Source organism: Curtobacterium sp. RM9 (genome assembly GCF_054956955.1).
Genome location: NZ_CM143271.1, coordinates 2,092,424 through 2,113,514, shown reverse-complemented (window position 1 = coordinate 2,113,514; position 21,091 = coordinate 2,092,424). Strand labels below are relative to the sequence as shown.

General features: G+C 72.3%; 17 protein-coding genes and 1 pseudogene. 14 read left to right on the top strand and 4 right to left on the bottom strand.

What is annotated here, in order from left to right; genetic code table 11:
- Positions 1–262: 262 nt before the first annotated feature.
- Positions 263–1,330: an FUSC family protein gene (locus ACY3FI_RS09995; protein ID WP_462547381.1), complete on the bottom strand. Its 1,068-nt coding sequence runs from the start codon at positions 1,328–1,330 to the stop codon at positions 263–265.
- A gap of 203 nt (positions 1,331–1,533) precedes the next feature.
- Here ACY3FI_RS09995 and leuC point away from each other — a divergent pair, with 203 nt between their 5' ends.
- From leuC to ACY3FI_RS09965, 6 genes and pseudogenes are all read left to right on the top strand, one after another.
- On the top strand, positions 1,534–2,997 hold the full coding sequence (leuC, locus tag ACY3FI_RS09990; protein ID WP_462547379.1) for a 3-isopropylmalate dehydratase large subunit: 1,464 nt from the start codon (positions 1,534–1,536) through the stop codon (positions 2,995–2,997).
- Positions 2,997–3,593: a 3-isopropylmalate dehydratase small subunit gene (leuD, locus tag ACY3FI_RS09985; protein WP_462547378.1), complete on the top strand. Its 597-nt coding sequence runs from the start codon at positions 2,997–2,999 to the stop codon at positions 3,591–3,593. The genes leuC and leuD overlap by 1 nt, the downstream gene beginning before the upstream one ends.
- A complete protein-coding gene (murA, locus tag ACY3FI_RS09980; protein ID WP_462547377.1) occupies positions 3,593–4,960 on the top strand; it encodes a UDP-N-acetylglucosamine 1-carboxyvinyltransferase in 1,368 nt (455 codons plus the stop codon). Before leuD ends, murA begins: the two co-directional genes overlap by 1 nt.
- 4 nt (positions 4,961–4,964) lie before the next feature.
- Complete coding sequence (locus ACY3FI_RS09975) at positions 4,965–5,825, top strand: lysophospholipid acyltransferase family protein (RefSeq protein ID WP_462547376.1); 861 nt, start codon at positions 4,965–4,967, stop codon at positions 5,823–5,825.
- Positions 5,826–5,916: 91 nt separating this feature from the next.
- Positions 5,917–6,927: pseudogene (locus ACY3FI_RS09970) on the top strand (NAD(P)H-dependent glycerol-3-phosphate dehydrogenase); the annotation flags it as partial.
- Between the two features lie 61 nt (positions 6,928–6,988).
- Positions 6,989–8,074: a D-alanine--D-alanine ligase family protein gene (locus ACY3FI_RS09965; RefSeq protein WP_462547375.1), complete on the top strand. Its 1,086-nt coding sequence runs from the start codon at positions 6,989–6,991 to the stop codon at positions 8,072–8,074.
- 150 nt (positions 8,075–8,224) lie between these two features.
- Here ACY3FI_RS09965 and ACY3FI_RS09960 read toward each other — a convergent pair whose 3' ends face one another.
- Positions 8,225–8,710 (bottom strand): DUF3515 family protein, encoded by a 486-nt coding sequence (locus ACY3FI_RS09960; RefSeq protein WP_462547374.1) that lies wholly within the window; start codon positions 8,708–8,710, stop codon positions 8,225–8,227.
- 24 nt (positions 8,711–8,734) lie between these two features.
- Here ACY3FI_RS09960 and thiL point away from each other — a divergent pair, with 24 nt between their 5' ends.
- Complete coding sequence (gene thiL / locus ACY3FI_RS09955) at positions 8,735–9,742, top strand: thiamine-phosphate kinase (protein WP_462547373.1); 1,008 nt, start codon at positions 8,735–8,737, stop codon at positions 9,740–9,742.
- A gap of 56 nt (positions 9,743–9,798) precedes the next feature.
- On the opposite strand, the gene ACY3FI_RS09950 is transcribed toward thiL, so the two are convergent.
- Positions 9,799–10,362: an RsmD family RNA methyltransferase gene (locus ACY3FI_RS09950; RefSeq protein ID WP_462547372.1), complete on the bottom strand. Its 564-nt coding sequence runs from the start codon at positions 10,360–10,362 to the stop codon at positions 9,799–9,801.
- Positions 10,363–10,458: 96 nt separating this feature from the next.
- Here ACY3FI_RS09950 and ACY3FI_RS09945 point away from each other — a divergent pair, with 96 nt between their 5' ends.
- The 7 genes from ACY3FI_RS09945 to ACY3FI_RS09915 all read left to right on the top strand — a co-directional run bounded on the left by ACY3FI_RS09945 (position 10,459) and on the right by ACY3FI_RS09915 (position 19,790).
- Positions 10,459–12,687: an ATP-dependent DNA helicase RecG gene (locus ACY3FI_RS09945; protein WP_462547371.1), complete on the top strand. Its 2,229-nt coding sequence runs from the start codon at positions 10,459–10,461 to the stop codon at positions 12,685–12,687.
- Between the two features lie 40 nt (positions 12,688–12,727).
- A complete protein-coding gene (gene coaD / locus ACY3FI_RS09940) occupies positions 12,728–13,222 on the top strand; it encodes a pantetheine-phosphate adenylyltransferase (protein ID WP_462547370.1) in 495 nt (164 codons plus the stop codon).
- 88 nt (positions 13,223–13,310) lie between these two features.
- Positions 13,311–13,904 carry a YceD family protein gene (locus ACY3FI_RS09935; RefSeq protein WP_462547369.1) on the top strand — a complete coding sequence of 198 codons (594 nt, stop codon included), beginning with the start codon at positions 13,311–13,313 and terminating at the stop codon, positions 13,902–13,904.
- Positions 13,905–13,951: 47 nt separating this feature from the next.
- Positions 13,952–14,155 carry a 50S ribosomal protein L32 gene (rpmF, locus tag ACY3FI_RS09930; RefSeq protein ID WP_071292475.1) on the top strand — a complete coding sequence of 68 codons (204 nt, stop codon included), beginning with the start codon at positions 13,952–13,954 and terminating at the stop codon, positions 14,153–14,155.
- A gap of 13 nt (positions 14,156–14,168) precedes the next feature.
- Complete coding sequence (gene rnc, locus ACY3FI_RS09925; RefSeq protein ID WP_462547368.1) at positions 14,169–14,894, top strand: ribonuclease III; 726 nt, start codon at positions 14,169–14,171, stop codon at positions 14,892–14,894.
- Between the two features lie 4 nt (positions 14,895–14,898).
- Positions 14,899–15,948 carry a bifunctional DNA-formamidopyrimidine glycosylase/DNA-(apurinic or apyrimidinic site) lyase gene (gene mutM / locus ACY3FI_RS09920; protein ID WP_462547367.1) on the top strand — a complete coding sequence of 350 codons (1,050 nt, stop codon included), beginning with the start codon at positions 14,899–14,901 and terminating at the stop codon, positions 15,946–15,948.
- A 32-nt stretch (positions 15,949–15,980) separates the two neighbouring features.
- Complete coding sequence (locus ACY3FI_RS09915; RefSeq protein WP_462547366.1) at positions 15,981–19,790, top strand: AAA family ATPase; 3,810 nt, start codon at positions 15,981–15,983, stop codon at positions 19,788–19,790.
- A gap of 176 nt (positions 19,791–19,966) precedes the next feature.
- Here the strand turns inward: ACY3FI_RS09915 and ACY3FI_RS09910 are convergent, their stop codons facing one another.
- Positions 19,967–20,995 carry a TerC family protein gene (locus ACY3FI_RS09910; protein ID WP_462547365.1) on the bottom strand — a complete coding sequence of 343 codons (1,029 nt, stop codon included), beginning with the start codon at positions 20,993–20,995 and terminating at the stop codon, positions 19,967–19,969.
- Positions 20,996–21,091 lie beyond the last annotated feature (96 nt).

Genomic DNA, 21,091 nt, shown 5'->3' with positions numbered 1-21,091 from the left:
GGCGGGAACCGGACCGGAGCAGCCCGGCGCCCGACCCGCGGGCTCGGCGCCTGCCCGGTGCATCCGTCACGCACCCCGGCGGAGACGTCGCACCCCGCCACATCGGGGTGCGACGTCGTGACCGGGGTGCGAACGCGCCGAGCGGCGACGCCCGCCCAGCCCGCGGCGGACGGACGGGCGGGCGGGAGGCGAGCGGCGACGCCCGCCCGGCCCACGGGCGGACGGGAGGCGCGGTGCGGGCCCGCCACGCGCCTCCCGTCCGTCAGACGGTGCGGATCGCGCTCGTGGCACCGAGCGCGCGCCCGCGGCGCCGCTCCACCGCGCGGCCGACGACGAGCAGCGCCACGCTGACGAGGGCACCGAGCAGCGTCTGCGCGATGCGGTCGAGCGCCAGGAGCTCCGGCGCCTCGGGCAGGCTCAGCCACGAGACCGCCAGCGCGAGCGGCGTGAGGAACAGCAGCGTCACCGCGTAGTGACGCGCGACGAAGATCTCCGCGAAGAACTGCCCGACGACCGCGATGAGCACGATCCACCAGGCGCCCGGTTCGAGCAGCAGGATCCCGACGGCGATCACGGTGCCGCCGATCGTGCCGACGAAGCGCTGCACGGCGCGGACGACCGTGTGCCGCTGCCGGATCGCCGGGAGCGTGGACACGAGCGCGACGACCGCCCAGTACGGGTGCCCGAGCCACGGGATCGTCTCGGCGATGCCGCCGGCGACGAGCGCGCCGACGACGTTGAGCGCGATCGTCTCCCAGACCGCCGGGGTGCGCAGGACCGCGAGCGACCGGTGCTTGCGGGGCGCGATCGGTCGGAAGACGTGCGGTGCTCGGGGGTGCAGGACACGCCGGATGACACCGCCGGACATCGCCACGAGCCACGCCCAGGCGACCGAGCCGACGATGATCGTCGCCACCAGCGGGACGTCGGCGGGCCGGATCGGCACGAGCGCGGAGACGCAGAACGCGAAGACCTGGAAGATCGGCTGCGCCGGGATGGTCTGCAGGGCGCTGAGCGTGCACACGGCGACGACGAGCACGACGACGAGGCCGGTCGCCTGCAGCCAGAGCGGGGAGCCCGCGAGCGAGACGGCGATGCCCGCGGCCATGCACAGCGCCTGCAGTGCCCCGGCGACCCCGGTGGTCGTCGCACGCTGCCGGTAGGGCTCGGTCGCGCCGAAGATCGCGGTGAACCCGGCGAACATCGCGAAGGCCGCGTACCCGGGGAGGCCGAGTGCGATGAGCAGGGCGAGCGGTGCGCCGCCGGCGATCGCGGCGCGTGCTGCGCCCTCGAGGTTCACGGTCCGGGTCGAGTGCGCAGGTGTCGTCATGTCCCGACCATCCTCCCACCGCGACGGGTGTCGTCGACCCGGGTCGCGCCTCCAGGCGCTCGCCACCGGCGGTCTGGAGGCGCGCGGCGGGCCCGCCACGTGCCTTCCCTCCGCAGGGACGCTCCTTGGTATACCAACCTGCTAGACTCGCCGGACCGACCGCGACAGCGGTGCCGCAACGTCAACGAGGAAGGGCCGGGCCGATGGGAAAGACGCTCGCCGAGAAGGTGTGGGACGACCACGTCGTGGTCAAGGGCGAGGACGGGAACCCCGACCTCCTCTACATCGACCTCCACCTCGTGCACGAGGTGACCAGCCCGCAGGCGTTCGACGGGCTCCGCCAGGCCGGGCGCCCGGTGCGGCGTCTCGACCTGACGATCGCGACCGAGGACCACAACACCCCGACGCTCGCGATCGACCGCCCGATCGCCGACCCGACGAGCCGCACGCAGATCGAGACCCTGCGTCGCAACTGTGCGGAGTTCGGCGTCCGCCTGCACTCGCTGGGTGACAAGGAGCAGGGGATCGTGCACGTGGTCGGCCCGCAGCTCGGCCTGACCATGCCCGGCATCACGGTCGTGTGCGGCGACTCGCACACCTCGACGCACGGGGCGTTCGGCGCGATGGCGTTCGGGATCGGCACGAGCGAGGTCGAGCACGTCCTCGCGACGCAGACCCTGCCGCTCAAGCCCTTCAAGACGATGGCGATCACGGTCGAGGGCACCCTGCGTCCGGGCGTCACGGCGAAGGACATCATCCTCGCGGTCATCGCGGAGATCGGCACCGGTGGTGGGCAGGGCTACGTGCTCGAGTACCGCGGTTCGGCGATCCGCGCGCTCTCGATGGAGGGCCGGATGACGATCTGCAACATGTCGATCGAGGCCGGAGCCCGCGCGGGCATGGTCGCCCCCGACCAGACCACCTACGACTACGTGCAGGGCCGCGACCACGCCCCGACGGGCCAGGATTGGGACGACGCCGTCGCCTACTGGGACACCCTGTCGACCGACGACGACGCGGTGTTCGACGCCGAGGTGTTCATCGACGCCGACGAGCTCGAGCCCTTCGTCACGTGGGGCACGAACCCCGGCCAGGGCGTCTCGCTGTCCGAGTCCGTGCCGTCGCCCGACTCCTACGACGACCCGAACGACCAGGCTGCGGCGCAGCGCGCGCTCGACTACATGGACCTCGCCGCCGGCACGCCGATGAAGGACATCGCCGTCGACGCCGTGTTCATGGGCTCGTGCACGAACTCGCGCATCGAGGACCTCCGGGCCTTCGCGTCGGTCATCCGGGGGCGCACGAAGGCCGACGGCGTCCGGGTCATGGTCGTGCCGGGGTCCGCCCGGGTGCGGCTCGAGGCCGAGGCTGAGGGGCTCGACAAGGTGTTCACCGACTTCGGTGCCGAGTGGCGCTTCGCCGGCTGCTCGATGTGCCTCGGCATGAACCCCGACCAGCTCGCGCCGGGGGAGCGCTGCGCCAGCACCTCGAACCGCAACTTCGAGGGCCGGCAGGGCAAGGGCGGCCGCACCCACCTCGTGTCGCCGCTCGTCGCCGCCGCCACCGCCGTGCGGGGCACGCTCTCGAGCCCGTGGGACCTGGAGACCGACGACGCGCTGGCGTCGGTCACGGACACCGAGACCGCCACCACCGAGGGGACCTTCTGATGGACAAGATCACCACCGTCACCGGGATCGCCGCGCCGCTGCAGCGCTCGAACGTCGACACCGACCAGATCATCCCGGCGGTCTACCTGAAGCGCGTCACGAAGACCGGCTTCGAGGACGCACTCTTCGCGGGCTGGCGGCAGGACCCCGACTTCGTGCTCAACCAGCCCGTGTACCAGGGCGCGCAGGTGCTCGTCGCCGGTCCGGACTTCGGCACCGGCTCGAGCCGTGAGCACGCCGTCTGGGCGCTCCGCGACTTCGGGTTCCGGGTCGTCGTCTCGCCTCGTTTCGCGGACATCTTCAAGGGCAACGCGGGCAAGCAGGGCCTGGTCACCGCGATCGTGACCGAATCGGAAGTCGAGCGGCTCTGGGCCGAGATCGAGCGGAACCCGGGGGTCGAGGCGACGGTCGACCTGGCGGCCCAGCGCGTGTCGCTCGGCGCGGTGGACGTGCCCTTCGAGATCGACGCTTACACTCGTTGGCGGTTGATGGAAGGGCTCGACGACATCGGGCTCACCCTCCGTGACGAGACCGCGATCACGGAGTTCGAATCACGCCGCTCCCGTTGGCGGCCGAAGACATTGCCGGTGAAGTAGTGAACTCTCTCGTACAGGACGCAGCAGCCGCAGGGGCCCGCGTCGGGCTCAAGTCGGACGAGATCGTCATCCGCGGCGGCAAGCCGCTGGTCGGACGCATCGAGGTCCGCGGCGCGAAGAACCTCGCGACGAAGGCCATGGTCGCGGCGCTGCTCGGCGACACCCCGTCCATCCTCAGGGACGTCCCGGACATCTCGGACGTCAAGGTGGTCCGCGGACTGCTCGAGGTGCACGGCGTGCGGATCACCGACCCTGCACGAGGCGAGCTCATCCTCGACCCCGCGAACGTCGAGTCGGCGCACTTCGCCGAGATCGACGCGCACGCCGGGTCGAGCCGTATCCCGATCCTGTTCTGCGGGCCGCTGCTGCACAAGCTCGGTGAGGCGTTCATCCCCGACCTCGGCGGCTGCCGCATCGGCGACCGACCGATCGACTTCCACCTCGACGCCCTCCGGGCCATGGGCGCGGTCGTCGACAAGCAGCTCAACGGCATCCACCTCACGGCGCCGAACGGCCTCAAGGGCGCGTACATCGAGCTGCCGTACCCGAGCGTCGGCGCCACCGAGCAGGTCCTGCTCTCGGCCGTCCTCGCCGAGGGGGTCACCGAGCTCCGCAACGCCGCGATCGAGCCCGAGATCATGGACCTCATCGCGATCCTGCAGAAGATGGGCGCCATCGTCTCGGTCGAGCCGAACCGCGTCATCTTCATCGAGGGCGTCGAGTCGCTCCGCGGCTACACGCACCGTGCGATCAACGACCGCAACGAGGCCGCCAGCTGGGCCTCCGCCGCGCTCGCCACGAACGGCGACATCTTCGTCGAGGGCGCGAACCAGCAGGAGCTCATGACGTTCCTCAACGTGTTCCGCAAGGTCGGCGGCGGGTTCGACGTCCAAGAGGACGGCATCCGCTTCTACCGGGAGCGCGAGACGCTCAAGCCGGTCGTCATCGAGACGGACGTGCACCCGGGCTTCATGACCGACTGGCAGCAGCCGCTCATCGTCGCGCTGACCCAGGCCGAGGGCGAGAGCACCGTGCACGAGACCGTGTACGAGAACCGCTTCGGGTTCACGGACGCCCTCAACGAGATGGGCGCGGACATCGTCGTGCACAAGGAGGGGCTGCCCGGTCACGACCGTCGCGTCGCGCGTCGTCCCTTCGAGCAGGCGGCGGTCATCACCGGCCCGACGAAGCTGCACGGCGCGAACGTCCGCGTCCCCGACCTGCGCGGCGGGTTCAGCCACCTCATCGCGGCGCTGACCGCCGAGGGCGAGTCGCACATCACGAACGTCGGCATCATCAGCCGCGGGTACGAGCACTTCATCCCGAAGCTGCGCAAGCTCGGCGCCGACTTCGACTTCGCGGGTTAGACCCGTGTCGCGTTCGTCGGGTCCGACGGACCCGTCGCTTCCGTCGTCGGGCGGCTCCGGTGACGGTCTGGAGGCGCGTGGCGCGTCCGCCTCGCAGGTGTCGACGGGCCTGCCGAACCCGGGGCGCCGGTGGCGCCGCGAGGAGCTGAACACCGCCTTCCGCATCACCGCATCGGTCGTGATCCCGGTGTTCCGCTTCACCGCGCGGTACCACTGGCACGGACCGAAGCGCCTGCCCGAGGGCGGGGCGTTCGTGCTCGCGCCGAACCACTTCACGAACATCGACCCGCTCGTGGTGGGCACCGCCGTCTGGCTGTCCCGCCGCGCGCCGCGCTTCCTCGCGAAGGCGTCGCTGTTCACGGTCCCGGTCTTCGGCAAGCTCATGTCCGGCATGGGGCAGATCCCGGTGGAACGCTCCGGGCGGACGCGCATCAGCGACCCGCTGGGCGGTGGCAGGTCCGTCATCGAGCAGGGCGGCGCGATCATCGTCTACCCCGAGGGCACCCTCACGCGTGACCCCGACCTCTGGCCGATGCGCGGCAAGACGGGCGCGGTGCGGATCGCGCTCGAGAACGACGTGCCGCTCATCCCGATGGCCCACTGGGGCACGCAGAACATCATGGCGCGCTACGGCAAGAAGCTCCGGCTGTTCCCGCCGTCGCGCGTCGACGTCATCGTCGGCGACCCGATCGACCTGTCCGCCTACCGTGGGCGCCCCCTCGACCAGCAGACCCTCGTCGCCGCCACCGCGGTGCTCATGCAGCGCATCACCGAGCTGCTCGAGGAGCTGCGCGGTGAGCAGGCCCCCGCGAACCGCTGGGACCCGGCGGCCAACAACCAGAAGGAGACCGGGAAGTTTGAGTGACCAGCGCCCGGGCCTGCGCCCGCACGACGACCACCCGGACCCCGTCGTCGCCGCCCCCGGTGCCGTCGACACCGCCGCCATCCGCGTCGTCATGCAGTCGACCGACAAGCCGCGCGTCGCCGTGATCGGTGCCGGCAGCTGGGGGACGACCTTCGCGAAGGTGCTCGCCGAGGGTGGTGCCACGACGGTCCTCTGGGCACGTCGGCCCGAGGTCGCGCGCGAGATCACCGAGACGAAGCGGAACTCCGACTACCTGCCCGGCATCAACCTGCCGCGCACCCTGACGGCCTCGACCTCGCTGTCGGCGGTGCTCGACGGGGCGGAGCAGGTGTACGTCTCCGTGCCCTCGCAGTCGCTGCGCTCGAACCTGTCGGCCATAGCGCCGCTGCTGCCCGAGGGTGTGCCGGTCGTCAGCCTCATGAAGGGCGTCGAGAAGGCCACCGGCCTGCGGATGAGCGAGGTCCTGCACGAGGGGCTCGGCATCGACCGCGACCGCATCGCCGTCGCCAGCGGTCCGAACCTCGCGCTCGAGATCGCCCGTCGGCAGCCGACCGCCGCGGTCGTCTCGTCGACCTCGCTCGACACCGCGACCGCCGTGGCCGCGGTCGCGACGAACCCGTACTTCCGTTCGTTCACGAACACCGACGTGATCGGTACCGAGTTCGGCGGCGTGCTGAAGAACCTCATCGCCGTCGCGATCGGCATCGTCGACGGCGTCGGGTACGGCGAGAACACGAAGGCGTCGATCATCACCCGTGGCCTCGCCGAGATGACCGACTTCGCGGTGTCGCTCGGTGCGCAGCCGTCCACGCTGTCGGGGCTCGCCGGCCTCGGCGACCTCATCGCCACGTGCCAGTCCCCGCTGTCCCGGAACAACACCGCCGGTCGGCTGCTCGGGCAGGGGTACCGGTTCGACGAGGTCGTGCGCCAGATGAACCAGACCGCGGAAGGACTCGCCTCGGTCGCGCCGATCCTCGAACTCGCGGCGGCGAACGGCGTCGACATGCCCATCGTCGGTCAGGTGGCCGAGGTCCTCGCCGGTAGGCTCGACCCGCGCAACATCGCGCCGCACCTCACCGAGACCGACGAGCCCCAGGGCGAGTGACGGTCCGGTCCCGAACCGAGAGAGGCCTGCCGTGCCGACCATCGCCGAAGGCGCTCCCATGACCACGACCACGGTCGCCGTGCTGTTCGGCGGACGGTCCAGCGAGCACGAGATCAGTTGCGTGACCGCCGGCGGCATCATGGACGTCGTCGACCGGTCCGAGTACGAGATCGTGCCCATCGGCATCACCAAGGACGGCGCCTTCACCCTGCAGTCGGACGATCCGGCGCAGTGGCAGCTCCGCGAGGGGGCGCTGCCGACCGTCCCGGACAACGGCACACGAGTCGCGTTCCCGACCTCGCCGGCGTCCCGTGACCTCGTCGTCTCCCACCCGGACGGCACCATCACCACCGTGCCCGACGTGGACGTGGTCTTCCCGATCCTGCACGGGCCCTTCGGTGAGGACGGCACGATCCAGGGCCTGCTCGAGATCGCCGGGTTGCCGTACGTCGGCGACGGGGTCCTCGCGAGCGCCCTCGCCATGGACAAGCACGTCGCGAAGGCCGTCCTCGAGCACGCCGGACTCCGGGTCGCCCCGTGGACCACCGTGCTCCGCCGCGAGTGGGCGGCCGACCCGGTCGACGTCGCCGAGGTCGTCGCTGCACACGGGTGGCCGCTGTTCGTGAAGCCCGCCCGCGCCGGGTCGAGCATGGGCGTCTCGCGCGTCGACGACCCGTCGCAGCTCGGGGCCGCGATGGACCTGGCGTTCGAGCACGACTCGAAGGTGATCGTCGAGCCCCGGGTGATCGGCCGCGAGGTCGAGGTCGCCGTGCTCGAGGGTCGCGACGGCGTCCCGCGCACGAGCCTGCCCGGCGAGATCGTCGTCGCCGAGGACGGCTTCTACGACTTCGCGTCCAAGTACCTCGGCGGGGACGAGTCGCTGCTCTGCCCGGCGCCCCTCACCGAGGCCGAGACGGACGAGATCCGGTCGATCGGGGCCCGCGCGTTCGAGGCCATCGGCGGCGCGGGACTCGCGCGCGTGGACTGCTTCCTCACCGACGACGGGTTCGTCGTCAACGAGGTGAACACGATGCCGGGCTTCACGCCGCTGTCGATGTACCCGCGGTGCTGGGCGGCGTCCGGGGTGTCCTACGGCGAGCTCGTGACCGAGTTGATCGAGCTGGGGCGCGCGGCGGTCCGCTGACGCGCGCCGGCCGCTGCGTGCGCTGCGCGTGCGCCTCGGTCGACCCGAGTCTCGGCCTGAGCGACACTCCTCGCGCCCCGTCGCCCGAGACCTGTCGCTGGTCCCGAGTCTCGACGGCGGCCGCCCGGGTCTCGGGAGGACCCAGCGGCGTCAGCCCTGCACGTCGGAGGGGTCGAGGCAGCGGTGCCCGTCCTTCGGGAGCGTCGACACGGCGTCCGAGAGGTCCTGCACCACCGACGGCGTCGCCTTGGTCGTGTCGATGACGACCTGCACGGCCGGTGACCGGCCGAACGACGTGTAGACGATCTGCTTCCCGCGGTCGTCACGGATCCAGTCGACCCCGCCCTGCGAGAAGCACGGCAGGTCCGACACCGTCGGTACGGCGACGCCGCAGTGGTAGACCACCGCCTCGGGGTCGCCCCAGGCCGCGGTGGACTGCGCGTTCGTGTTCCGCAGGTCGTACTTCGAGTCGACGACCGCGGGCAGCCTGACCTGCGCGGAGGCACACGCGGCGTCGTTCGCGGAGGGTGCGGGAGACATGGCGACGGCGTTGGTGCACCCCGTGAGGCCGGCGGCCAGGGCCACGACGACGCCCGCGATCGCGATCTTCCGGGAGGGGCGGCGCACGGTGTCCATCGACGTCCAGGCTACCGTTCTCGTGTGGACGCGACGTACGACGCCTGGGCCGGACCCACCGTGGGACAGGTGGGCGAGCTCGCGGTGCTCGACCGCATCGTCCGGCGGCTGCCCGCTGGTGCTCCGCTGGTCGGACCGGGTGACGACTGCGCGGTCGTCGCTGCTCCGGACGGCCGGTTCGTCGTGACGACGGACATGATGGTGCACGGCCCCGACTTCCGTTGGGCCTGGTCGTCGCCGGCCGACGTCGGCTGGAAGGCCGCGGTCACGAACCTCTCGGACGTCGCGGCGATGGGTGCGGAACCGAGCGGCCTCGTGATCGCCCTCGCCGCACCGCAGGACACCCCGGTCGCCGTGCTGGAGGCCTTCGCCGACGGTGTCCGCGAAGCGGTCGATGCCCTGGCGCCCGGGTGCGGAGTCGTCGGCGGCGACCTGTCCACCTCCGCGACGTTCACGGTGTCGGTCACCGCCTTCGGGGACCTCGACGGTCGTGCCCCGGTGCTCCGGTCGGGCGCACGGGTCGGCGACGTCCTCGCGGTGTCCGGTGCGCTCGGGCCCGCTGCCCGGGGGCTCGGACGGCTCTTCCGCGAGGGGGTCGACGTGGACGGGGAGCCGTCCCGCGAGGCCGTGGTCGCGAGCGGAGCGGACGCCGACCCGGACGTGGCACGGCAGCGGCGTCCGGTCCCGCCGATCGCCGACGGGCCGCTCGCTGCCGGTGCCGGTGCCACGGCGATGCTCGACCTGTCCGACGGGCTCGCGATCGACGCCGGACGGCTCGCCCGGGCCAGCCGGGTCACCCTCGAGCTCGACGCGCCGGACGTCGCCGAGGTCGCGCTCGATCAGCTCGCGCTGCACGGCGGCGAGGACCACGGGCTGCTCGCGACGTTCCCCGCCGGCACGGCGCTGCCGGGAGGCTTCCGGCGCATCGGCGTCGTCCGCGACCGCGCCGAGGCCGACCTCGTGCGGGGCGGCGAGGCCGTCCCGACCACCGGCTGGGACCCCTACGCCGACTGGGACGGCGCCGCGGGCTGACCCGGCCCCGCGTCCCGCGCCCCGCGCCCCGCGCCGCGGGCGGCGGGCGGCGGGCGCTACACGCTCGCGGGCACGGCCTCCCACGCCACGGTCTCGCCGTAGCTCCGCTTGCTGAACGGCTCGAGCCCCGCCGGCCACGTCGGCTCGGGGGAGCGCTTGCTCCGCTCGACCACCACGACCGCGTCCCGCGTCAGCTTCGGCACGAGCGCCTCGAGCACCTCGCCGAGCTCGTGCTCGGTGACGTCGTACGGCGGGTCGATGAACACGAGGTCGAAGGTCCGCACGGTCCCGCGCAGGTACCCGAGCACGGGCTGCGGCTGCACGTCGATCCGGACTCCGGGCACCCGCTGGAGCACGGCCTTCGCGTTCGCCCGACATGCCTGCGCCGCTGCCGATGCACGGTCGACGAGCACGATCTCGGCCGCACCGCGCGACGCCGCCTCGAGCCCGAGGGCGCCCGTGCCCGCGTAGAGGTCGGCGACCGAGGTGCCGTCCACGAGCCCGCGCGACTCCAGCGACGAGAACAGCGCCTCGCGCACGCGGTCGCTCGTCGGGCGGGTGCCGGACTTCGGCACCCGGAGCGTCGTGGAACCGGCGGCACCGGCGATGATGCGGGTCATGCAGCCACCGTAGCGGGCATGGCGACCTCGTCTGGGTTCTCCACAGGCCGGTCTGGAGGCGCGGGGCACGTCGGCCGTGCCGGGTACCGTTGACGCGTGGTCACCTCCGCGAGCCCCGCACCGGCGGCGACGCCGGACCTCGGTCCGGCGCCCCTCGACGCCCGGCTCAGCGGTGTGCTCGGCGGACGCACGGCGAGCGCGATCGAGAAGGCCTTCGGCTACCGGACGGTGGGTGAGTTCCTCGAGCACGCGCCGCGCCGCTACGCCGAGCGGGGCGCACTGACGGCACTCGACTCGCTCGCGATCGGCGAGTCCGTGACCATCGTGGCCGAGGTCGTCGACGTGCGCGAGCGGACCATGCGCGCCCGCCGTGGCTCGATCCTCGAAGCGAAGATCGGTGACGGCAAGGGGCTGCTCACGCTGACCTTCTTCAACCAGGGGTGGCGGACGAAGGACCTCGTGCCCGGTGCGCGTGGCATCTTCGCGGGCAAGGTCAGCGACTACCGGGGCGCGCGGCAGCTGGCGCACCCCGACTACGAGCTGTTCGACCGCGACGACCCACGCGCGACCGCCGACCCCGAGGACGAAGAGGCGATCCGGTGGTCCCGGCAGCCGATCCCGATCTACCCGGCGACCGCATCGCTGTCCTCGTGGCAGATCGCCAAGTCGATCGGCATCGTGCTCGACACGCTGCCCGACGTCCCTGACCCGATCCCGGCGCGTGTGCGCACCCGGCTCGACCTCGTGCCGTTCCGACGCGCGCTCGAGCTGCTGCACCGGCCCGAGAAGGTCGCCGACTTCAAGCGCGCGCAGGACGCCCTCCGCTACCGCGAGGCGTTCGTGCTGCAGACGGCCCTGGTCCAGCGCCGCATCGCGGCGCGAGCGACCGCCGCGACCCCGCGCACGGCGTCGCCCGGCGGGGTGCTCGAACGGTTCGACGCCTCGTTGCCGTTCACGCTGACGGACGACCAGCGCGCGGTGGGGGACGAGATCGCGCACGACCTCGCGGGTGACTGGCCGATGCACCGGCTCGTGCAGGGCGAGGTCGGGTCCGGCAAGACCCTCGTGGCGATCCGCGCGATGCTCACGGTCGCCGAGTCCGGCGGGCAGAGCGCCCTGATCGCCCCGACGGAGGTCCTCGCCGCGCAGCACCTCCGCTCCATCGTGAAGTTCCTCGGGCCGGACCTCGCGGCCGACCTCCGACCGGTGATCCTCACCGGGTCGCAGTCGACCGACGAACGTCGCCGGGCCCTCCTCGCGGCGGCGTCCGGTAGCTCGCGGCTCGTCGTGGGCACGCACGCCCTGCTCGGGGACCGGGTCGACTTCGCCGAGCTCGGCCTCGTGGTCGTCGACGAGCAGCACCGGTTCGGCGTCGAGCAGCGCGAGGCCCTGCGGGCGAAGGGCTCGACCCCGCCGCACGTGCTCGTCCTCACCGCGACGCCGATCCCGCGCACGGTCGCGATGACCGTGTTCGGCGACCTCGACGTCTCGACGATCACCGGGTTGCCGTCCGGCCGCGCCGGGGTGGAGACGTTCGCGGTGGGCCTGGCCGAGCACCCGGGGTGGGAGGGCCGCATCTGGAGCCGGATGGCCGAGGAGCTCGCAGCCGGCCGGCAGGCGTTCGTGGTGTGCCCGGCGATCGACGACGCCCACGCCGAGGACGACGGCGAGCCGGACCCGGACGCCGACGACGACGAGACACCGAAGCGCGCCCCGGCGACCGTGCTCGCGACCGCCGAGCGGATGCGCGCGATGCCGGTGCTCGACGGACGCCGGATCGAGGTCCTGCACGGCCGGATGACGGCGGACGAGAAGGACCGCGTGATGACCTCGTTCGCCGCCGGGGACGTGGACGTCCTCGTGGCCACGACGGTGATCGAGGTCGGCGTGGACGTGCCGAACGCCTCGATGATGGCGGTCCTGGACGCCGACCGCTTCGGGGTCTCCCAGCTTCACCAGCTCCGGGGGCGCATCGGTCGCGGTCAGTACGCGGGCGTGTGCCTCCTCGTGACCACGGCCGAGGCCGAGACGACCGCCCGCGAGCGGGTCGACGCCGTGGCCGCATCGGACGACGGCTTCGAGCTCGCGCGCGTGGACCTCGAGCTCCGGCGCGAGGGCGACGTCCTCGGCGAGCGGCAGTCAGGCGGCCGGAGCTCGCTCAACCTGCTGCGCGTGGTCGAGCACGCCGACCTCATCGTCGACGCGCGCGAGGAGGCCGAGCGCGTGCTCGGACCCGACCCGCAGCTCGAGGGGCACCCGGCCCTGCGTGAGGCCCTGGCGCGCCGGCTGGACGACTCCGACGCGGCGTTCCTCGGCAAGAACTGACCACAGCCGCCGACGGCGGGGCACCGGTAGCGTGGCGGCCATGGCGCAGATCGCGGTGGTCCCCGGTTCCTTCGACCCCGTCACCCTCGGACACCTCGACGTGATCGGGCGGGCGGCGAAGCTGTTCGACGAGGTGCACGTCCTCGTCGTGCACAACCCCGACAAGAAGCCGGCGATGTTCCAGGCCGCCGACCGGGTGCGGCTGATCCAGGAGTCGCTGGCCGAGGTGGGCGCGCCCGGCTCCGTGCGCGTGGGGGAGTGGACCGCCGGGCTCCTGGTCGACTACTGCCGTCAGGTGGGCGCCTCGGTGCTCGTCAAGGGCGTCCGGTCGGGCGAGGACGTCGCCTACGAGACGCCGATGGCGATCATGAACCGGCACCTGGCCGACGTGGAGACGGTGTTCCTGCTGCCGGAGGCGTCCCGGGCGCACGTGTCGAGCTCGCTCATCCGGCAGGTCGCGACGCTCGGGGGCGACGTGACGCCCTACGTCCCGGCCGCGGTCGCGACGGCGCTGCAGGAGCACCTCGCGCACTGACCACCGGTCGGCGAGGAGCCGGTCCGCCACGCCACGCCGGACCCGCCCGCCTCGACTCGCGGGCCGGAGCGCGCTAGGCTTGACGATCGTGTCTTCCCCCGTGAACAGCCCCTACGCCCTGCGCGTGCGCGATCTCGCGCACCGGCCGGGCGAGATGCGCGAGCACACGCTCGACATCACGGTGCCCGACGCGATGGGTGCCGGCGTCATCAGCGTGCGCGAGGGCGCCGAGATGCAGATCGACGTGCGGCTCGAGGGCCTGCACGAGGGTGTGCTCGTCTCCGGTCACGCGTCCGCCGAGGCGGTCGGGGAGTGCTCGCGCTGCCTGATCGAGATCAGCGAGCCCGTCGAGGTCGATTTCGCCGAGCTGTTCGCGTATGATGCCTCGGAGGATTTCGACTTCTTCGTTCACGATGACCACGTGGATTGTGAACAGGTCGTTCGAGATGCGGTGGTGCTGGCGCTGCCGTTCCAGCCGGTCTGCCGACCGGACTGCCCAGGACTCGACCCGGTGACGGGTGAGCGCCTGGCCGACATCGGCGAGCAGCGCGCTCACGAGGTCGTGGACCCGCGGTGGGCTGCACTGGGTGCCTTCACCCCGAGCGACTCCGCCCCCGACAGCACCGACGACACCCAGACCACCGAGGGTCAGGTGCGGTCCGACGCCGACCAGGCCGACTGACCGCCGCGCCCTCGCCCTGACCACCGACCAACCGAAAGAGAACCACCATGGCCGTTCCCAAGCGCAAGCAGTCCCGTGCCAACACGCACGCCCGTCGTTCGCAGTGGAAGGCCGCGCCGGTCCAGCTCGTGAAGACCATCGAGGGCGGTAAGGTCACCTACAGCCTCCCGCACCGCGCGAAGGTCGTCGAGGACTCGGCCGGCACCCCCCTGTACATGGAGTACAAGGGCCGCAAGGTCGCCGACGTCTGATCGGACAGCACGCATGGCATCGACGTCCGGCGCCGCGGGGTCCCGCCCCGTGGGGCCGGACGTCGTTCGTCTGCGGAGCATGCTCGGGGTCGACATCGACCCCGAGCTGCTGCAGCTCGCCCTGACCCACCGCTCGTACGCGTACGAGCACGGTGGCATCGGGCACAACGAACGCCTCGAGTTCCTCGGGGACTCCATCCTCGGCCAGGCCGTGACCGTGAAGCTCTTCCGGTCCTTCCCCGACCTCGACGAAGGCGACCTCGCCAAGCGGCGTGCCAGCCTCGTCTCGACGGTCGCCCTCGCCGAGATCGCCCGCATGATCGGGCTCGGCCAGTACCTCCGGCTCGGCAAGGGTGAGGAGCAGACGGGTGGCCGCGACAAGTCGTCGATCCTGGCCGACACCGTCGAGGCGGTCATCGGCGCGACCTACCTGTCCGCCGGCCCCGACCCGGCGACGGAGCTCGTGCTCCGGCTCGTCGAGCCGCTGCTGATCGACCCGGACCGTTTCGGTGCCGCGATGGACCCGAAGACGAGTCTGCAGGAACTCGCGTCGAGCCTGTCGCTCGGCAACCCGTCGTACCGGGTGACCGAGGACGGCCCCGACCACGACAAGACCTTCCACGCGACGGTCGTGCTGCAGGGTGAGGACGTCTCGACGGGCAGCGGGTCGAGCAAGAAGACCGCCGAGATGGCCGCTGCGCTCCAGGCGTGGACTCGACTCTCCGGCCGGGCGGCCTGACCGCGTGCCCGAACTCCCCGAGGTCGAGGTCGTCCGCGCCGGCCTCGAACCCGCCGTCGCCGGCGCCCGGGTGCTGCACGTCGATGTCGTCGACGACCGCGCCCTGACCCGGCACGACGGTCCTGCCGAGGACTTCGCCGAGCGGCTCACCGGTCGGACGATCGCCGCCGCCGTCCGCCGCGGGAAGTTCATGTGGTTCCCGCTGGAGCCCGGAGCCGGTGCCGACGGCAGCGAGCGCCCCGAGGCACTCGTCACCCACCTCGGCATGAGCGGCCAGGTCCTGCTCCGACGCGGGAGCGACGTCGCACCCACGGTCCCGCAGACCGAGGCGGACGCCGTGACGGACTCCGACGGCGGGACCGCCCACGAGCCCTCCCGCCACCGCCGCATCCTCATCGAGGTACAGCCTGCGGGCACCGACCGCACCGGCGCTCCCGAGCGCCCCGTCGCCCTCGAGTTCGTCGACCAGCGCACCTTCGGCTCGATGGCGATCGACGCCATGCTCCCGACGGTCGACGGCGCACCCGCCGGCTCGGCGGGGTCGGTGGACACCACGGACCCGGACGCCCCCTGGCGCCGGTGGATCCCGAAGCAGGTGTCGCACATCGCCCGCGACCCGCTCGACCCCGCCTTCGACGACGACCGCTTCGCCGCGATGGCCCGGAAGCGCTCGAGCGGCATCAAGCGCGTCCTGCTCGACCAGGGCGTCATCAGCGGCATCGGCAACATCTACGCCGACGAGTCGTTGTGGGCGGCGAAGCTGCACTACGACCGCCCGGCGGACCGACTGCCGCGCGCGTCGCTCCAGCTGCTGCTGGCCGAGGTCCGTGCGGTGCTGGGCCGTGCGCTCGAGGACGGCGGCACGAGCTTCGACGCCCAGTACGTCAACGTGAACGGGAAGTCCGGGTACTTCTCGCAGCGCCTGAACGTCTACGGGCAGCAGGGGAAGCCGTGCCCACGGTGTGGCACGACGATCGTGCGCGAGGCCTTCATGAACCGGTCGAGCCACATCTGCCCCGTGTGCCAACCCGCTCCGCGGCGTCGCTCGCGTTAGCCTGACGCCAACCAGAGCGACCGGAGCCCCGCATGTACTTGAAGAGCCTCACCATCAAGGGGTTCAAGTCCTTCGCGCAGCCGACGACGTTCGCGTTCGAGCCCGGTGTCACCTGCATCGTCGGCCCGAACGGCTCGGGCAAGTCGAACGTGGTCGACGCCCTGGCCTGGGTGATGGGGGAGCAGGGCGCGAAGACGCTCCGCGGCGGCAAGATGGAGGACGTCATCTTCGCCGGCACCTCCACCCGCGGTCCGCTCGGCCGCGCCCAGGTGCTCCTCACCATCGACAACACCGACGGACTCCTGCCGATCGACTACTCCGAGGTGACGATCTCCCGCACGCTGTTCCGCAACGGCGGCAGCGAGTACGCCATCAACGGCGAGAACTGCCGGCTGCTCGACGTGCAGGAGCTCCTCAGCGACACCGGCCTCGGCCGCGAGATGCACGTGATCGTCGGGCAGGGGCAGCTCGACAAGGTCCTGCACGCGACCCCCGAGGACCGCCGCGGCTTCATCGAGGAGGCTGCGGGCATCCTGAAGCACCGCCGCCGCAAGGAGAAGACGCTCCGCAAGCTCGAGGCGATGCAGACGAACCTGACGCGCCTGTCCGACCTCGCGGGGGAGATCCGCCGGCAGCTCAAGCCGCTCGGACGCCAGGCCGAGGTGGCCCGGAAGGCGCAGTCCGTCGCCGCCGTCGCTCGCGACGCCAAGGCCCGCATCCTGGCGGACGACGTGGTCCGGCTGCGCCGCGAGCTGCACGAGCACCAGGAGATCGAGACCGGCCGGAAGTCCGAACGGATCGTGCTCCAGGAGCGCCTCGAACAGACGCGCGTCCGGCAGCAGCACGTCGAGCAGAGCATGGTCGGCGACGACGTCGACCGGGCACGCACCGTGGTGCACCGACTGGAGAGCGTGCAGGAGCGGCTCCGCGGACTGTCGAGTCTGGCGAACCAGCGCCTGATGTTCCTCGCGCAGCAGGCCGATGCCCCGCAGCAGGGCCCGACGATCACGCCGGAGCGCGTGCAGGGCGTCCGCGACGAGGCCGACCGGCTGGACGCCCGCGCGACGGAGATGGCCGGCGGCATGGCGGCTGCGGCGCAGACCGTCCGTGACGCCCGTGCCGGGCTCGACGCCCTCGACGAGCAGATCGCCGCGCAGGCCGCGCTCGTGTCGCAGCACGACCTCGAGGCGCAGCGACTCGCCAGCGCCGTCGACGTCGCCCGGTCGAAGCGCGGGTCGTCCGTCGCCGACCGGGAGCGTCGCGAGCGCGCCCTCGCCGAAGCGGGGGAGCGTGCCGACCGTGCCGCCGCGGCCCTGGCGGAACTCGGCGCGGACCCCGGCGAGGGCGTCGACGAGGAGGCGCTGGCCACCGCCGTCGAGACCGCCCGCGCCGAGCAGGAGTCCGCGCAGGCCGCGCGAGACGAGATCCGCGACCGACTGCACGCCCTCGAACGCGAGCGCGACGCGCTGGACGCCCGGGTCGCCGCGCTCGGCATGTCCATCGACGTCCGCGACGGCTCGCAGGCGCTGGTCGAGGCCGGACGCGACGGCATCGTCGGTCGTCTCGCGGACCGGCTGACGGTCGCTCCCGGGTTCGAGGCCGCCGTCGCCGTCGCCCTCGACGGGCTCGCCGACGCCGTGCTCGCGGAGGACCGCCGGGTCGCGTTCGACGCGGTCGCGCACGCCCGCGCCGCGGACCTCGGCCGCATCGACGTCGTCGTCGCCGACGCCACCGGTCCGGCGCCGACCCTGCCCGCACAGCTCCCCGCCGGCGTGCGACGCGCGCTCGACGTGGTGCAGGGTCCGCCCGCCCTCGCGGCCGTCCTGCGGGACACGCTGGTCGCGGAGTCCGACGCGGTCGACCTGGAGGCGGTGCTCACCGCCGCCCCGCACGCCACCGTGGTCACGACCTCCGGTGACCTCGTCCGTGCGGTCCGCATGACCGGCGGCGGGGAGCGAGTGACTTCGCGCATCGAGCTCGCCGCGGAGCGCGACGCGGCCCGTGTCCGTCGCGACGCGGTCGCGACGGACGCGGCGGACGCGGCCACGCGCCTCCAGACCGCTCGGACCGCCGTCGAGGACGCGCGCCGGACGGCGGACGACGCCGACGCGGCTGCCCGCGCGCACGCGCGCGCGACCGCCGAGTACGACCGGACCAGCGCCTCCACCCGGGCGAAGGCGGAGAACGCCGTCGCCGAGGTGGCGCGCCTGCGTGCCGCGCTGGCCGAGACGGACGGCGCGGTCGAGGCCGCGGACGCGGCCCTCACCGAGGCCGAGGCGGCGCACCGCGCGTTCACCGAGCGTCCGCGTCCGACGGTCGACGCCTCCGGCCGCCCGGCGCTCCAGGACGCGCTCGAGGCCGCGCGTGCCAGCGAGATCGAGCAGCGCATCCAGGTCGAGACGGTGCGCGAGCGGGTCCGCTCCGAACGACGGCGCGCCGATGCGCTGCAGCGCCAGCTCGAGGCCGAGCGGGCCGCAGCCGAGGAAGCCGCACGGCTCGCAGTGGTCCGGCGTGGGCAGATCAGGGTCGCGGAGCACGTCCTCGCCGACCTGCCCGGGCTGCTCGCGGCGGTGGACCGGTCGCTCGCCGAGGCGCGGGTGCGACTGGCCACGGAGGAGTCCGAGCGGTCGAAGCGCAACGTCGAGCTGCAGACGATCCGGAACGAGGAGCGCGAGCTGCGGGACCGGCTGCAGACCGTCACGGACGGTGTGCACTCGCTCGAGATGGAGATCTACGAGAAGAAGCTGCACGTGTCGGGCATCCTCGACCGCGCGCAGAGCGAGCTCGGGCTCGTCGAGTCGGTGCTCGTCGCCGAGTACGGGCCGACCGTGCCGGTGCCGGTGGACGTGCTCGTCGACCCGCGGGTGCTCGCGCGGAGGCACCGCGAGGCGGAGCGGGCGCGGGCAGCCGCCGCGGCGGCGGGCGGCGACGGCACCGTCCCGGACGCCGGGGACACCGCGACCGACGTCGACGACGCCGCGGCGGACGACGCCGCAGCGATCGGCCTCGACGCCGACGACGGCACCGACGCGGACCTCGTGGACGCCGAGTCCACGCTGCCCGGCGGCCCCGCGCTGCCCGAGTTCGACGCCACCGACGATGTCGACCTCGCCGACGTCGAGACCGTGCCCTACGTCCGCGCCGAGCAGGAGCAGCGCCTCGCAGCGGCCGAGCGCGACCTCGGCCGGCTCGGCAAGGTGAACCCGCTCGCGCTCGAGGAGTTCCAGGCGCTCGAACAGCGGCACGCGTTCCTCACCGAGCAGCTCGAGGACCTGCAGAAGACCCGCACCGACCTCATGACGATCATCGACGAGCTCGACACGAAGATGCAGACGATCTTCGAGTCCGCGTTCCACGACACCCGCGAGGCGTTCGACGTCATCTTCCCGATCCTGTTCCCCGGCGGCTCCGGATCGATCGCGCTGACGAACCCGGACGACCTGCTGCACACCGGCATCGAGGTGCAGGTCAGGCCCGCCGGCAAGAAGATCGACCGGCTCACGCTGCTGTCCGGTGGCGAGCGGTCCCTGGCGGCGGTGGCGTTGCTCGTGGCGATCTTCACCGCGCGCCCGTCGCCGTTCTACATCATGGACGAGGTGGAGGCGGCGCTCGACGACGCCAACCTCGGGCGCCTGCTGACCGTGTTCGAGCGGCTCCGGGAGTCGTCGCAGCTCATCGTGATCACGCACCAGAAGCGCACGATGGAGATCGCCGACGCGCTGTACGGGGTGTCGATGCGGCAGGACGGGGTCTCGGCGGTGGTCGGCCAGCGCGTGCAGCGCCGGCAGGCGGAGCCGGCCGACGCGGTCGCCGACGCGGACGCGGACGCGGCGGTCGCGTAGCGCCGCGCCGCCGCGGGGCGCCACGGCGCGCGGCACGACCTCACGCGCTGAGCGACACGTCACGCGCCCACGGCGCCGTGACGTGTCGCTCAGCGCGTGAAGTCCGACGAACCGGGCCACGGACGGGAGGCGCGGTGCCAGCTGGCACCGCGCCTCCCGTCCGTTGCGGACGACGACTACTTCGCGTCGGCCTCCGCCGCCTCGCGCGGCTGCCCCGTCGGGGTGAGCCCGCGCTCCTGCCGCTTCTTCGACACGACGAGCGAGGCGATCGTGGCCACGGTGATCGTCAGCGCGATGAACGTCAGCGAGAACCAGATCGGGATCTCCGGCGCCCACTCGATGTGCTCGCCGCCGTTGATGAACGGCAGCTCGTTGACGTGCATCGCGTGGAACACGAGCTTCACGCCGATGAAGGCGAGGATGACGGCCAGGCCCTGCCCGAGGTAGATGAGGCGTTCCAGCAGCCCCGCGATGAGGAAGTACAGCTGGCGGAGCCCGAGCAGCGAGAACGCGTTCGCGGTGAAGACGATGAAGGCGTCCTGCGTCAGGCCGAAGATCGCGGGGATGGAGTCGAGTGCGAAGAGCACGTCGGTGAGGCCGATCGCGACCATCACGAGCAGCATCGGGGTGAACAGGCGCTTGCCGTCGACGCGGGTCGTCAGCCGGTCGCCGTCGTAGTCCTTCGAGGTCGGGATGATGCGACGCAGGATGCGGATGAGGCGCGAGTCGCCCTCGGACGCATCGTGCTCACCGCTGCCGCGGGCCTGCGACCACGCGAGCCAGAACAGCAGCGCGCCGAACAGGTAGAACACCCACGAGAAGTTCTCGATGATCGTGACGCCGAGGGCGATGAACACGCCGCGGGCGAGGAGCGCGATCGCGACACCGACGAGGAGGACCTTCTGCTGGAACTCCTTCGGCACCGCGAAGCTCGACATGATGATGAGGAAGACGAAGAGGTTGTCGACGGACAACGCCTTCTCGGTCAACCACCCGGCGAAGTACTCACCACCGGCTTGGCCGCCGCCGAACACCAGCACGCCGACACCGAACAGGATCGCGAGGCCGATGTAGAACGCGGACCAGAACGCGGATTCGCGGATGTGCGGCACGTGCGGCGTGCGGACGTGCGAGTAGAAGTCGAACACGAGCAGCGCGAGGATGCCGGCGATCGTGAGGAGCCAGACATAGAGGGGAACGTCCAACGGAGGTCCTTCAGGTTCGGGGCGCACCGCGGGAAGCGGGTACGCCGATGCCTGAAGGTCTCTTCCGCCGTGTCGACCGAGTGGTCCGACACGACC